Raw genomic sequence first — 14369 nt, forward strand, 5'->3', positions numbered from 1 at the left:
AAGGGTGAACCTGACAAGGAGTCCTCACATGGCAAAGAAGACAGTGGTGGCAGCAGCAGCGCTCGCCGTGGCGGCGATCGCATTGAGCGGGTGCTCGGCAGGCGCGTCGAGCAATCCAGACAACACGATCGACGGCGAGGTGAAGGGTGACGTCAAGGTCGTGACCTGGCGCACCGACCTCGTCGAAGACGGCACGTTCGAGGCGTACGCCGAGGAGTTCAACAAGGAGTACCCCGACGTGAAGCTCACGTTCGAGGGCATCACCGACTACGAGGGGGAGATGAAGACGCGTCTCTCCACGAAGAACTACGGCGACGTGATCGGCATCCCGACCATGCAGCCCAGTCAGTTCGAGCAGTTCCTCGAGCCGCTCGGCGAGACGAGCGAATTCGCAGAGACCTACCGGTTCCTGAACACGCACACCTACGACGGCACCCAGTACGGCCTCGCCATCGGCGGGAACGCGCAGGGCGTGCTCTACAACAAGAAGGTCTTCGAAGCGGCCGGAGTCGCCGAACTCCCCAAGACGCCCGACGAGTTCCTCGACGCTCTGAAGAAGGTCAAGGACGGCACCGACGCGATTCCGCTGTACACCAACTACAAGGACGGATGGCCGCTGTCGCAGGCGTTCAGCAACCTCGGCTCCATCACGAACGACCCCGACGCCGGCATCCACATGGCCAAGGACGACGCTCCGTGGACGGAGGGCACCGACATCTACGCGATCGACTCCCTCCTCTACGACGCCGTCGAGGCCGGACTCACCGAGCCCGACCCGCTGACGACCAACTGGGAGCAGTCCAAGATCGACATCGGCACCGGCAAGATCGCTGCGATGACGCTCGGCTCGTGGGCGATCTCGCAGATGCAGGCTGCTGCGGAGGACAACGGGGCGTCAGCCGACGACATCGGCTACATGGCATTCCCCACGAGCGTCGACGGCACGCAGTACTCCATCATCGGCGGCGACTACAACCTCGGTGTCAGCAAGCACTCGAAGAACAAGGCGGCCGCCTGGGCGTTCATCCAGTGGCTCATCGAGGACTCGGGCTTCACCGAGACCCAGGGCATGATCTCGACCGTCACCGAGAAGGAGCTCCCGGCCAACCTGGGCGACTTCACCGTGGAGAAGGTCGAGCTCATGGAGACCAACCCGGCACCGGCCGGCGAGGAGAGCCTGCTCAGCGACGTGTCCAACGACTCCCAGATCGACCTGTGGGGTCAGATCTACCGGCAGAAGCTCGTCGACGTCGCCCGCGGCGCTGCCGACGGCGACAAGGAGAGCTACTTCGCCGAGCTCAACGAGCGCTGGGCGACCTCGGTCGAAACCCTCGCCGGCTGACGGACTGAATCGACGCGACGGAGAGTGTGACATGGCGATAACGACACCGGAGACGGTCGTCGGCAGCGCACCGGAGGGCCGCATCGAGCGGCCCTCCGGGCCCGCTTCGAGCCGGGCGGCGCGCGGAAAGATGATGCGGCGGCTCACGCCGTACCTGTTCATCGCCGTGGCCGTCAGCCTGCTGCTGCTGCTGACCTATTGGCCCGCCGTGAACCTGATCTGGTACAGCTTCACGGACTGGGACGGGCTCGATCTCGAGAAGAACTTCATCGGGTTCGACAACTACGTCCAGGTGTTCACCGACCCGCGCATCCTCCAGGTGTTCGGGGTCAGCCTGTACTACTTCGCCGCCTCGTTCGTGCAGATGGGCCTCGCTCTCTACTTCGCCACGATCCTCAGCTTCTCGACACGATTCCAGAACCTCTTCCGCGGAATCCTGTTCTTCCCCTACCTGATCAACGGCGTCGCGATCGGCTTCGTCTTCCTCTACCTCTTCCAGCCGGGCGGCACGCTCGACACGATGCTGTCGTGGTTCGGCGTCGCCGAGCCCCCGCAGTGGCTGGGCGACCCCGACATCGCGAACTGGTCGCTCGCGGGCACCAGCGTCTGGCGCTACATGGGCATGAACTTCGTGCTGTTCCTCGGTGCGATCCAATCGCTGCCCAGCGAACTGTACGAGGCGGCGGAGCTCGACGGTGCGAGCAAATGGCAGCAGTTCTGGGCGATCGTGTTCCCCGGCATCCGCCGTGTGATCGGGCTCTCGTTCATCCTCGCGGTCGCCGGCTCGCTCAGCGTCTTCGAGATCCCGTTCATCATGACCGGCGGCGCGAACGGCACTTCGACCTTCGTGATCCAGACGATCCAGTCCGCATTCAACTTCCGCCAGGTCGGTCTCGCCTCCGCGATGGCCGTGGTCCTACTCCTCATCGTGCTGGCGGTCACCTGGATCCAGCGCAGGCTCTTCCCCGACGAGAAGGTGGATCTGACATGACCGCCACGACCACGAACCCCGCCGTCAATCCGCGGGGTCGCACGCGCCGCGGACCCGACCTGATCGCAATACGCGCACGAGGCATCTCCGCGAGCACGGCGAAGTACCTCAGCCTGATCATCGCCGCGTTGTGCACCCTGCTGCCTCTGGTCTCCGTGGTGTTCGCCAGCCTCAAGACGGCGCAGGAGTACGGCGCAACGGGCGCGCTCGAACCGCCGCAGAACTGGTTCAACTTCGACAACTTCGTCACCGCGTTCACCCGCGGCGACATGTTCATGGGCTTCGTGAACACGCTGATCGTGCTCGGGGTATCCCTGGTCGGCACGATCATCCTGGGCACCATGACGGCGTATGCGCTCGACCGATTCGAGTTCCGTGGGCGCAAGCTCGTGATGGGCCTGTTCCTGGTGGCGACGCTCATTCCGAGCGTGACGAGTCAGGTGGCGACGTTCCAGGTGATCAACGGCCTGGGGCTCTACGACACCAAGGCCGCGCTGATCCTGCTCTTCATGGGCACCGACATCATCGCGATCTACCTGTTCATCCAGTTCATGGCGTCGATCCCCGTCTCGCTCGACGAGGCGGCGATGATCGACGGCGCGAACAGGTGGACGATCTACTGGCGCATCATCCTGCCGCTGCTCAAGCCGGCGATCGCAACCGTCGTGATCATCAAGGGCATCGCGGTGTACAACGAGTTCTACTCACCGTTCCTCTATCTCCCCTCAGAAGATCTCATCTCGACCTCCTTGTTCCGGTTCAAGGGCCCGTTCGGCTCGCAGTGGGAGATCATCTCCGCCGGCGCACTCATCGTCATCGTCCCGACCCTCATCGCGTTCCTCCTGCTTCAGCGGTGGATCTACAAGGGCCTCACCTCCGGAGCAGTCAAATGACCCTCGACATCCCCGCCACGCTCATCGCCCCGGTCCGCCGGGACCTGCACTCCGGATGGAGCCTGACCGCCGCATCCGGGCCGGCGCCCCAGACGTTCGCGCTCCCCGATGCCGTGCCGGCCGCTGTGCCGGGCTGTGTGCACACCGACCTGCTCGCCGCCGGTCTCATCCCCGACCCGTACCTCGATGACAACGAGGCGCTCCTCGCCTGGATCGGGTTGGTCGACTGGACATACGCGACGAGCTTCGAGTGGGTACCCGATGCTCACGAGCGGCACGACCTGGTGTTCGACGGCCTCGACACCGTGGCGACGGTCCGCCTGAACGGGCAGGTCGTGCTCGAGTCGGCGAACCAGCACCGCTCCTTCCGCGTCGACGTGCGTGCGCTGCTGGTCGAGGGCGCGAACACGCTCGAGGTCGCCTTCCGTTCGCCGATCCGGTACGCGAATGCGCAGAGTCTCGAGCTCGGCGCCCGCCCCCGCCCGTATCCGCTGCCGTACGAGGCGATCCGCAAATCCGCGTCGAACTTCGGTTGGGACTGGGGCATCGCGACCTACACCTCCGGCATCTGGCGCCCGGTGCGCCTGGAATCCTGGTCTGTCGCGCGCATCGCGGAGGCCCGGTTCGCGGCCGCTCCCACGTCAGCCGGAGGTCGGGTCGACATCGACATCGACATCGAGCGGGCGGATGCGGCCACCACGCCGCTCACGGTCGTGGCGTCGCTCGGCGGATCGAGTGTCTCGGCGCAGGTCGTCGGTGACACGGCCTCGGTCGCGGTCGAGGCCGCCGACGTCGAGCGCTGGTGGCCGGTCGGTCACGGCGATCAGCCGCTGTACGAGGCATCCGTCTCGCTTCGCAGCGACGACGGCGTGCGCGATGAGACGACCCGACGGGTCGGCTTCCGCACGGTCGAATGGAACACGACGCCGGATGCCGAGGGCACCCCGTTCACACTGGTCGTGAACGGCCGACCGATCTTCGTGAAGGGCGTCAACTGGATTCCCGACGACGCGCTGCCCGTGCGGGTCGATCGCGCTCGGTACGAGCGCCGACTGCGTCAGGCTGTAGCCGCGAACCTCAACCTCGTGCGGGTGTGGGGCGGCGGCATCTATGAATCCGAGGACTTCTACGAACTCTGCGACGAGCTGGGACTGCTGACCTGGCAGGACTTCCTGTTCGCCTGCGCGGCGTACCCGGAGGAAGAGCCGCTGCGCAGCGAGATCGAGGCGGAGGCACGCCAGCAGATCCCGCGGCTCGCGGTGCACCCCTCGCTGGTGCTGCTCACCGGCAACAACGAGAACCTGTGGGGGTTCGAGGACTGGGGGTGGAAGACCTCTCTCGACGGCAAGACCTGGGGCGCCTACTACTACCACGAGCTCTTCCCGAACCTCGTCGCTGAACTCGCCCCGCACGTGCCGTACAGCCCCGGCAGCCCGTTCAGTCCTGGCGGAGAGCATCCGAACGCCGAACCGCACGGCACCATGCACCTCTGGGAGCAGTGGAATCGCCTCGACTACCCGACATACCGCGACCAGCGCCCGAGATTCGTGGCCGAGTTCGGCTGGCAGGGGCCGCCGGCGTGGTCGACCCTGGTGCGCTCGGTCAGTGACGCACCGCTCACTCCCGAATCGCCGGGCATGATCGTGCATCAGAAGGCGATGGAGGGCAACGTCAAGCTGACCCACGGGTTGCTCCCGCACTTCCGGATGCCCGCCGACATGGAGAGCTGGCACTGGGCCATGCAGCTGAATCAGGCGAACGCTGTGCGCTTCGCCCTGGAGCACTTCCGCTCGTGGGCGCCGCACACGATGGGTGCCGTCGTCTGGCAGCTCAACGACTGCTGGCCGGTCACGTCGTGGGCCGCGATCGACGGCGATGAGCGCTTGAAGCCCCTCTGGCATGCGCTCAAGATCGCGTTCGCGCCGCGGGTGGTCTCGGTGCAGCCGCGAGGCGAGGGGCTCGCCGCCGTGCTGAGCAATGACACGGCTGATGAGTGGTCGGGAATGCTGTCGGTGCGGCGGCTGACGTTTGACGGCGCCGCACTGGCGAGCGTCGATGTGCCGTTCGCCGTCGAGGCGTGGGGCGCGGTGACGATCGCTCTCGATGCCGCGGTGACGACGCCGTCGGATGCCGCCGCCGAGGTATTGGTGGTCGATGCCGGTGAGCGCGGGTTCTGGTTCTACGCCGAGCCGCGCGACTCGGCGCTCGCCGCGGCTTCGCTGTCGTTCCAGACGACACCGGTCGAGGGCGGCACCGAGGTGCGGGTGAGCGCTGCCACCCTGGTGCGTGATCTCTCGCTGCTCGTCGACAAGGTCGATCCGGCGGCCTACACCGAGCAGGGACTCGTGACGCTGCTGCCCGGCGAGGCGGCGACGTTCCTGGTGCGGCATCCCGCCGAGGCCAGCGCCGAAGAGTTCACCTCCGAGCGCGTGGTCCGGACAGCGAATGATCTGGTCGCTCGATGAATGCCGATCCCCGTTCGTTGAGCGACACTTCGACTCGCTGGCGCTCGCTCAGTGCGGGTCTCCGCGAGACGAAACGCGCTGACGAGGCTCTCGCGCCCTACGTCGCGGGGATGACGTGGGGATGGACCGGCATCCGCGGCACGTGGGCCGCTCCCGCAGCATCCGCATCGATGGCGGCGATGGTGGATCACGGAGTGAACTGGACCGCCATCGCGTACGCGGTCGAACAGACCACGGCGCAGTCGACCGAGATGCCCTGGGACCAGGCTCCCACCGTCACCGTGAAGGAGATCGTCGGTGCCATTCGCGAAGCCAAGGCGCACGGATTGAAGGTGTGCCTGAAGCCGGTCGTGAACGTCAGCGACGGCACCTGGCGTGCCTACATCGGGTTCTTCGACTGGGATGTCCCCGGTGAGCCGAGTTGGAGCGAGTGGTTCGCCGCGTACACGGAGTTCATCCTGCACGCGGCCGGGATCGCCGAGGCCGAGGGCTGCGAGATGCTCTGCATCGGCTGCGAGATGGTGCGGGCAGACGCCCGTGAGAGCGAGTGGCGGGCACTGATCGCGGCCGTGCGCGAGGTGTACTCCGGCATCGTCACCTACAACTGCGACAAGTACCAGGAGGACCACGTCACGTGGTGGGATGCCGTCGACGTGATCACCTCGAGCGGGTACTACCCGATCGACAGCTGGGAGGCCGAGCTCGACCGTATCGAATCGGTCGTCGCGGCATCCGGGAAGCCGTTCTTCTTCATGGAGGCCGGCTGCCCGTCGCGCGTCGGCTCACCGGAGAAGCCGAACGACTGGAACCTCGTCGGCGCGCCCTCGGGCGAAGAGCAATTGCGCTACTACCGGGCCTTGTTCGACGCGTGCGATGCGCGGCCATGGATGCGCGGTTTCATGCTGTGGGACTGGCCGCCCGCGCTCTATGCGCAGGGTGATGCCGACGCCAATGACGGCTACTGCCCCTACGGCAAGCCCGCTGGCCGGTACCTGCGCGAGAGGTACCTGGCCAAGACTCGTCGCTGACCGCATCCCGCCCCCTCCGCCCCGTCCCGCCCCCTGACGCGAGGTCGAAAAGACATCGCAGAACGCCGAACGGGATGCGTTTCTGACCCCGCACCACACCGGAGCGGCGTCTGTCGACCTCGTCAGCCCCCGCTGACCGGGCTGCGGCTGCCTCATCACGCGGCCGCAGTTGCTGCACCCCACAACGCGAGCGCCGACGCTCGCAGCGAAGGAGATCAATGATGAAACGCCTTTTCGCACTGCTGATCGGCGCGGTGATCGCGCTCGCAGCGCTGTGCACCGCCCCCACGGCGGCCACCGCTGCAACCCCCGGATTCTCGGTGAGCGGCGGTCGCATCCTCGACGCCAACGGCACGGAGTTCGTCCCACAGGGGATCAATCACGCGCACGTCTGGTATCCGAGCCAGACCGGCTCGTTCGCGGCGATCCGCGCCGCGGGAGCCAATTCCGTTCGCGTCGTCATCAGTGGCGGCCGTTACGGAACCACATCGGCCGCGGAGGTGACCAGCGTCATCTCCCAGTGCAAGGAGAACCAGCTCGTCTGCATTCTGGAGAACCACGACACCACCGGCTACGGAGAGGATGCCGCCGCCGGAACGCTCGCCGCGGCGGCGCAGTACTGGACCAGCATCAAGCAGGCGCTGATCGGCCAGGAGAAGTACGTGATGATCAACCTCGGCAATGAGCCCTTCGGCAACGCGGGCTATCAGAACTGGACGTCGGCGACGATCTCGGCGATCCAGACGCTGCGCACGGCCGGTCTCACGCACACCCTCATCGCGGACGCTCCGAACTGGGGGCAGGACTGGTCGTTCACGATGCGCGATAACGCGACGACGGTCGCCGCGGCCGACGGCAACACGGTGTTCAGCGTGCACATGTACGGCGTCTTCGACACCGCGGCCGAGGTGCGCTCGTACATCGACTCGTTCCGCAGCCGCGGGCTGCCGCTCATGGTCGGCGAGTTCGGCATCGATCACTCCGACGGCAACCCCGACGAGGCGACCATCATGAGCTACACCCGCAGCACGGGCATCGGGATGCTCGGGTGGTCGTGGTCGGGCAACAGCGGCGGGGTCGAGTACCTCGACATGGCGAGCGGCTTCAACGCATCGTCGCTGACACCATGGGGCGAGCGCTTCATCAACGGCGCCGACGGCTTGAAGGCGCGCTCGCCGCAGGTCGCCAGTGTTTTCGGCACGGGTGGTGGTACCGGCGGTGACACCGCTCCGAACGGCTACCCGTACTGCGTGAGCGCGGCATCCGACCCCGACGGTGACGGCTGGGGCTGGGAGGACTCGCGTTCCTGCGTCGTGCGCGCAAGCGGGGGCACTGCTCCGAACGGGTACCCGTACTGCGTGAGCGCAGCATCCGACCCGGACGGTGATGGCTGGGGCTGGGAGAACTCGCGTTCCTGCGTGGTGAGGTAGACGATCCGGGGATGCCCGCGGGATACGTTCCGCGGGCATCCCCGTCGGCTGGAGAAACCTGCAAGGCAGATACCGGCTGTGCATCCCACCCTCTTATGTCACGATCAAGAGGTGAGTCCGAACGCTGACGATCCTCAAATCGGTTCGCTCGATGTCGATTCCGAGGCGCTCCTCGGCACCGGTGAGAGCTTTGTATCGCTGCTCGCTCAGCTCGGCGTGGAGTTCGAAGACGGTTCCCGTGGCGACGTGCCGGCTGACGGATGGCGTGTGCTCCGCCGGCAGGATTCCGGCGGCGTGGTGATAGGTGCGCCCGAGGGGGCCTCGGCGGCAAACTGGCGTGTGGCGCAGATCGGCGTCGACCAGTTCGGGGCACCAGCTCCCCCCGTGAGCGTCTACCCCGAATCGCTCCCAGTCCGTCGAAGCCGGGTGGAGCGTGCGCGGGGACTCGTTCTCCGGTGGGCGCCGCTCAGCCAGGACGAAGCAGCCAACGGCGTGTTCGTGATCGACATCGTGAACACGGGCGAGGCGAGATGGAGGCCGGACGGCGATCCCTTCCTCGTCATCGGCACCATCAAGGGACCTGGAATCGCAGACACGGGGACGAGCTTCGGTTACTTCGGCGGGCAGAACCCGGCCGTTCCGCTGGACCCGGGAGAATACGCGCGAGTCCACGTCAGCATCGACGAGTCGCAATGGCGACCGCTTCAACCTGGTCGCTATGAACTGCACGCGATGCTCGCGATGCTGCCCGTCGTGACGACCACACCCCTGCCGCTCGAGCTCACTCAGGAACAGATCGAACAGCACAGAACGCGATTCCATTCGCGCGCCCGCACGCCGGCTGAAGAAGTCGAGGACCTCCGCCAGAACCACCGTCACCAGAAGGCGCTCGTCGAGAGTGCCGGCGTGCTCGAAGAGATCGCACGTCTCGTCACGAACACGGCCACCGTCGATGAGGCCGCGGCTGCGGTGGAACTCCTGCTGCACGCAGACGCGGAGGCGGCTACCGCTGTCGTCCACACGCCCCTGATGCAATTCACGACGGACGCCATCCGACGGACGCGGGACAACGTCCTTCGGATCGAACGGAGGCTGGCGGCGCGCGAGAGCGAGAAAGTGGAGGACCTGCGCACCACCGAGGATTGATCAGGTGTTGTCCAGATGTTCCGCGGAGGGTCGGTAGCGAGCCAGCTCGTCTCGGGCGGTCCGCGTCAGAATCTCCTCGGCCGCCGCATCTCCGATGACGGAGGCGAGCGTGATCCCGGGATGCGCCACGGCGACGTACACGCCGGGCGTTCCGGCGTAGCCGACTCTTGGCTCGCCGTCCGCGGTCATCGGTCGCCACCCGATCTCCGCGCTCAGCAGGGCCGCTTCCTGTGCGCCTGTGAACGACTCCCCGAACAGACGGCGCGCGTCCTCGCCAGCCTGCATCAGCTCTTCCGTCGAAGACTCCTTGTTGTAGTCGAGTGGCATGAGCACGGTCCCGTCGACGTCCTGGCGCGCTTCGAACAGGTCGTTGGCGACGATGCCCCGGACGATGCCCGAGGGAGCCCGGAGTCTCACCATGATGGCGGGGCTCGAGACCATCGGCAGCTCCAGTCCGGCTGTCGCGCAGAGGGCCGATGACCCGATGCCTGCCGCCACGACCACCGTTGAAGCATTCAGCTTCTCCGAGCCAAGCTCGATACCGTCGATCACGCCACCTCGAGAGCTGACCAGTCGAGTGACGGGAGTGCCGAACCTCACAGAAGCGCCATTCGCCTGTGCGGCACTGATCAACGCCTCAGTGGCGCGGGTGGGATTCAGCCACCCGTCGTCCGGACGAAATTCCGAGAGCGCCGGCGGTGCCGTCAGGTGCGGCTCGCGCATCGCCGCCTGGCCATCCCGGGTTGCCACACTGGCGAAATGGTCGCCCCAGACGAGGGCGCCTGACCAATGGACATCGAGACCGGGGACTTCTCGTGCGAGGCGTTCCCAATGAAGACGGCCGAGCGCGCGCAATTCCCCTGCAGGGCTGAGATCGCTGGGCGAGCGGCCGATCCAGCCGAAGGAATGTCTCGTTGCGCCGGCGCCCGGCAGGCCCGCATCGACGAGGGCGACATCCGCGCCGCGGGCGGCAAGGTGATAGGTGATCGATGCGCCCAGGATTCCAGCGCCGATCACGATCACTGGGGGCGTCGACATAGATTTCAGCGTAGTTGCGACCCTGCCGCCGCGCGCCATAGCCGGGGTTCGTGATCGCTCAAAATCATTCTCTCATCAGCCTGAAATCGAGGCCGGAATGTCGGTGGCCCCGTGTTGAATGGGAGGTATGAACAGCCCCGACGAAGTCCTGGAAGAGGTCGTCTCCGACCTCTTCGGGCTGCTGCGCGCGGACTCCATCGCGGGGCTGTCGGATGCCGAGAAGCTAGCCGTTCTCCGTAGAGCCGGCGAGGCGCTGCGGCTCCTGGAAGCGGTGGTCGTGGAGACGGTGTCGTCGGTCGAACCCGGGTTCGAAGTCGCTTTCGGATGCCGCAGCATGAACGAGCTTCTTCAGCGTGCGCTCCTCACGGATGCCTCAGGAGCGAGCCGCGTCGTGAAGGCTGCAAGGGCGGTGGAGCGCGAGATCAGCCTTGTGTCCGGTGAGCGTCTGCCAGCTCGGTGGCCCGCGCTGCGCGATGCGATGCTGGACGGCGGAATCGGTGTCGCGGGGTTGCTGGCCGCGACCGGGGCACTCGATCAGGCAGCAGACCGGATCGGGGTAGAGGACAGGCTTCGCGCCGACACGCACCTCGCCGAGTACGCCCGGGGTTTCAGCGCAGAAGCGTCTGACGCGGGTTCCGAACCACAGGACCTGGCACCGCCGGCCACACCTGACGATCTGAGGCAGGCCTCGCAGTACCTTGCGATGGTGCTCGACCCCGATGGGGCCGAGCCCACCGACCGCGACGCCCAGCACCAGCGGTATCTGACCATCGGTCGTATCCGCAACGGGGTGCACCCGCTCCGCGGGAACATCCTTCCCGATACCGCCGCGCAACTGCAGTTGATCATGGACGCGCAGAACAATCCGAAGGTGGGCGGGGCACCCGCACCTGGTGTCGCGTTCCGGCCCACCGAGGAGGCACTCGGCGACGACGCCGACGAGGACCCGTTCAACTCCGACCCGCGGAACGTCATCGACCCCCGTACGGCCGGACAGAAGCGCCACGACGCGCTCGCCGCTGCCCTCGGGATCGCCGCTCGCCACCACGACATGCCGACGCTGGCCGGTGCTGCCCCGACGCTCGTCGTGCACGTCGACGCCAAGGACTACGCCGCCGGCACCGGATGGGCCACCATCCCCGGCGGCGACACCTCCGTTCCGCTCAGCGTCGCCGCGCACACGGGTTGCACCGGCACCATCCAGCGGGTGCTGTTCGACGAAGGTCGCATCATCGGGATCACCGTCACCGACCGGGTCTTCACCGTCCATCAGCGCCGCGCGATCATCGCCCGCGACAAGGAGTGCCTCATCCCCGGATGCCACGTGTCCGCGTCCTGGTGCGAGATCCACCACGTGACCGAACACGCCCGCGGTGGCCCGACGCACACCGACAACGGCGTCCCGTTGTGCTGGTGGCATCACCGATCTCTCGACCACTCCGGGTGGGAGATCCGCATGGCGAACGGTGTGCCCCAGATCCGTGGGCCCGCCTGGTGGGACCCCGCCCAGGCGTGGCGCACCCCGCGTGCATCCCGGACGCCGCTCCGAGTCTGAGCGACGGAGCTCGGTGATCGCGACGCGGCGCGTGACCGCCCGCGGATGTCATGCGCGGCGGGGCCGTCGAGCCGGTCGCGTGGCTCGGCCCGGCGCGCGACGGTCGCGAATGCCACGCGCGACCGGCGTCTCCGACGCGGTTGATCGACTCGGTTCAACGGTTCAACGGTTCAACGGTTCAACGGTTCAACGGCTCAGACGGTTCGCCGCGGGTGCTTGGCCCGGCGCCCGCTCAGCCTCGGCTCGGACACTCGACTCAGCACCGACTCGGGACCCGGCCCAGGTATCCGAATCGAGCACCGCCGCAGGTGCCCGGCCTCAGGCCCCGGTCGCGAGGAACAGCCGGCCTGCACCCTCGACGCGGATCGCCGCACTGCGCGCGATGAACACGGCTCGACCACGCGGAACCTCGATGTGCTCCCCTTCGGATTCGAGGGTGAAGGAACCATCCGTCACCAGCGCGATGCCCGGACCGGGGATGCTGATCTCACCGGAACCCTCGCTCGCATAGAGCTCGAACCCGGGATTGCCCTCATCTCCACCGGGGTGGAACAGGCGCACGCCGTCACCCCGTTCCTCCGGAACGAGCCGCGGGTCGCCGCCCTCGCGGGCATCCAGCACCCGCCCGAGCTCCTCGGTGTCGATGTGCTTCGGCGTGAGACCGCCGCGCAGAACATTGTCGCTCGGGCCCATCAACTCGATCCCCGCGCCGAGCAGGTACGCGTGGATGTTGCCCGCGGGCAGCCAGAGCGCCTCACCGGCCCGCAGCGTCACGTGCTGCAGCATCAGCGCGCCGAGGATGCCCGGGTCGCCAGGGTGAGCCGTGGCGATGGGTGTGAGCACGGTGAACCGGGCGTCGTGCGCACCGGCGGAAACCGCAGCCGATACCAGCGGCGGGATCGCATCGTCACCGGAGAGCAGCCAGAGGAACGCGCGGCGGATGCCGTCTTCCCCGGCGAGCAGGTCGCGCCAGGTCTGCAGCCCCGGCAGTTCGTCCGTTGCGGTCAGCGCGGCCAGTGCGTCAAGATCCGCCTGCACGTCGACCACCGCGCGGAATCCGCACAACGCCTCGAAGCCATCGTGCAATGCCACGATCAGTTCCGGCTTGGCGTGCGGGTCGCGGTAGTTGCGATGCGCGGCATCCAGCGGGATGCCGAGTTCGTTCTCCCGCGCGAAGCCCTCCTGGGCCTGCGCGGTGCTGGGATGCGCCTGCAGCGACAGCGGCTCGGCCGCGCACAGGATCTTCAGCAGGAACGGCAGGCGGCCACCACTGGCCCGCTCCCACTCGTCGAGCGCCGGCCATGGCGCATCCCCGACGAAGATGCTCGGGGCCGACGGGTGCGCGCCGAGCCAGAGCTCGGCCTCGCGGTTCCCATGCCCTGCGGTGCCGCGCACGCGCGCGACTCCGTCGATCTGGCCCCAGGCGTAGTCGCGGGGCGTGTTGTCGATCTCCCAGAACAGTGCGCTCATGCGGCCACCTCGCTCGACGTCCGAACCGCCTGTGCCAACTGCTCGCGAAGCGGATGCCGCGGCGCGAGGTCTGCGAGCGCGGCTGCCCCGTCGAGCCCGGTGCCCAGCGGCGGCACGAAGCGCACCTCTGGGCGCACGACGCGCACATTCACTTCGAAAGCCTCGCGGATGAGATCCGACTGCAGCACGCCTCCGATGGCGCCGACCGGAGCATCCGCGGGAGCATCCGTCGACCGCAGCGCCGACGTGACCGAGAGCGCCAGCTCCTCCGCGGCGGCGCGGCAGATCGCCAGGGCCACCGCGTCGCCGTTCGCCGCGAGCTCGGCAGTCGGCGCCGCGAACGAGGCCACGAGCCGCACCCGATCGGGGGCCGCCTGCAACTGGGTGTACGCCGCCTCCAGGTCGGGCCAGCGCTCCTGCACAACGGCGGTGAGAGCGGTCGCGGCCCCACGCCCGTCATGCGCGCGCATCACCGCATCCAGAGCTTTGCGTCCGATCCAGTACCCACTGCCCGCGTCGCCCATGATGTTGCCCCAGCCGTCCACGCGGACAGCCGACCGAGGGCCGACGCCGAGCGTCACCACACCAGTGCCGACGGCGAGAACCGCTCCGTGCCGATCGCCGAGGACGCCGAGGAACGAGGTCACCGAGTCGTGGGCGACGATCACCCGCTGCACGCCGGCGAGGCCAGGTCGACGGATCAGTCCTTCGGCCTCCGCGTGGACGTCGGTCACGCCGGAGACACCGATCGCCAGTGTCGCGGGGGCATCGCCGGCGACGTGCGCGATCCGCTCGGCGATGTCCGCCAGCTGCGGCAGCAGCGGGCGATCGGTCAGCACGCCGGGGAGCAGATCATCACGGGAGGTCCCGTCGTCCCAGCGCAGACGCACCTTGGTGCCGGTCTGCCCCGCATCCATCGCGAGAAGGTCGAGCGCGCTCATCGGAGTGCGGCCCGCTGGTGAGGGGAGTGCGGCATCGGCGTGAATCTCTCGTCTGCGGCCCCGAACGGCA

General features: G+C 67.5%; 11 protein-coding genes. 8 read left to right on the forward strand and 3 right to left on the reverse strand.

Features of this window, described 5'->3' with window-relative positions:
* Positions 1-28 precede the first annotated feature (28 nt).
* The 7 genes from MRBLWH12_RS14550 (at position 29) to MRBLWH12_RS14580 (ending at position 9295) form a co-directional block, all read left to right on the forward strand.
* Positions 29-1342, forward strand: coding sequence for an ABC transporter substrate-binding protein (locus MRBLWH12_RS14550; protein ID WP_341976590.1), 1314 nt, complete (start codon positions 29-31; stop codon positions 1340-1342).
* 31 nt (positions 1343-1373) lie between these two features.
* Positions 1374-2333 (forward strand): carbohydrate ABC transporter permease, encoded by a 960-nt coding sequence (locus tag MRBLWH12_RS14555; RefSeq protein WP_363550148.1) that lies wholly within the window; start codon positions 1374-1376, stop codon positions 2331-2333.
* Positions 2330-3226 carry a carbohydrate ABC transporter permease gene (locus MRBLWH12_RS14560; protein WP_363550151.1) on the forward strand — a complete coding sequence of 299 codons (897 nt, stop codon included), beginning with the start codon at positions 2330-2332 and terminating at the stop codon, positions 3224-3226. Before MRBLWH12_RS14555 ends, MRBLWH12_RS14560 begins: the two co-directional genes overlap by 4 nt.
* Positions 3223-5691 (forward strand): glycoside hydrolase family 2 protein, encoded by a 2469-nt coding sequence (locus MRBLWH12_RS14565; RefSeq protein WP_363550152.1) that lies wholly within the window; start codon positions 3223-3225, stop codon positions 5689-5691. Before MRBLWH12_RS14560 ends, MRBLWH12_RS14565 begins: the two co-directional genes overlap by 4 nt.
* On the forward strand, positions 5688-6719 hold the full coding sequence (locus MRBLWH12_RS14570) for a glycoside hydrolase family 113 (protein WP_414685005.1): 1032 nt from the start codon (positions 5688-5690) through the stop codon (positions 6717-6719). The genes MRBLWH12_RS14565 and MRBLWH12_RS14570 overlap by 4 nt, the downstream gene beginning before the upstream one ends.
* A 218-nt stretch (positions 6720-6937) precedes the next feature.
* Complete coding sequence (locus MRBLWH12_RS14575; protein ID WP_363550154.1) at positions 6938-8149, forward strand: cellulase family glycosylhydrolase; 1212 nt, start codon at positions 6938-6940, stop codon at positions 8147-8149.
* A gap of 111 nt (positions 8150-8260) precedes the next feature.
* On the forward strand, positions 8261-9295 hold the full coding sequence (locus MRBLWH12_RS14580) for a hypothetical protein (protein ID WP_363550156.1): 1035 nt from the start codon (positions 8261-8263) through the stop codon (positions 9293-9295).
* Here the strand turns inward: MRBLWH12_RS14580 and MRBLWH12_RS14585 are convergent, their stop codons facing one another.
* The gene (locus MRBLWH12_RS14585) at positions 9296-10333 is read right to left on the reverse strand and encodes an NAD(P)/FAD-dependent oxidoreductase (protein ID WP_363550158.1); all 1038 of its coding nucleotides are present in this window, start codon (positions 10331-10333) and stop codon (positions 9296-9298) included.
* Positions 10334-10460: 127 nt separating this feature from the next.
* Here MRBLWH12_RS14585 and MRBLWH12_RS14590 point away from each other — a divergent pair, with 127 nt between their 5' ends.
* Positions 10461-11888, forward strand: coding sequence for an HNH endonuclease signature motif containing protein (locus tag MRBLWH12_RS14590; RefSeq protein ID WP_363550160.1), 1428 nt, complete (start codon positions 10461-10463; stop codon positions 11886-11888).
* Positions 11889-12206: 318 nt separating this feature from the next.
* On the opposite strand, the gene manA is transcribed toward MRBLWH12_RS14590, so the two are convergent.
* Both manA and MRBLWH12_RS14600 read right to left on the reverse strand, forming a co-directional pair.
* Positions 12207-13358 (reverse strand): mannose-6-phosphate isomerase, class I, encoded by a 1152-nt coding sequence (gene manA / locus MRBLWH12_RS14595; RefSeq protein ID WP_363550162.1) that lies wholly within the window; start codon positions 13356-13358, stop codon positions 12207-12209.
* The gene (locus MRBLWH12_RS14600; RefSeq protein WP_363550165.1) at positions 13355-14299 is read right to left on the reverse strand and encodes an N-acetylglucosamine kinase; all 945 of its coding nucleotides are present in this window, start codon (positions 14297-14299) and stop codon (positions 13355-13357) included. Before MRBLWH12_RS14600 ends, manA begins: the two co-directional genes overlap by 4 nt.
* Positions 14300-14369: the final 70 nt, after the last annotated feature.

The organism is Microbacterium sp. LWH12-1.2, from assembly GCF_040675825.1.
Lineage (GTDB): Bacteria > Actinomycetota > Actinomycetes > Actinomycetales > Microbacteriaceae > Microbacterium.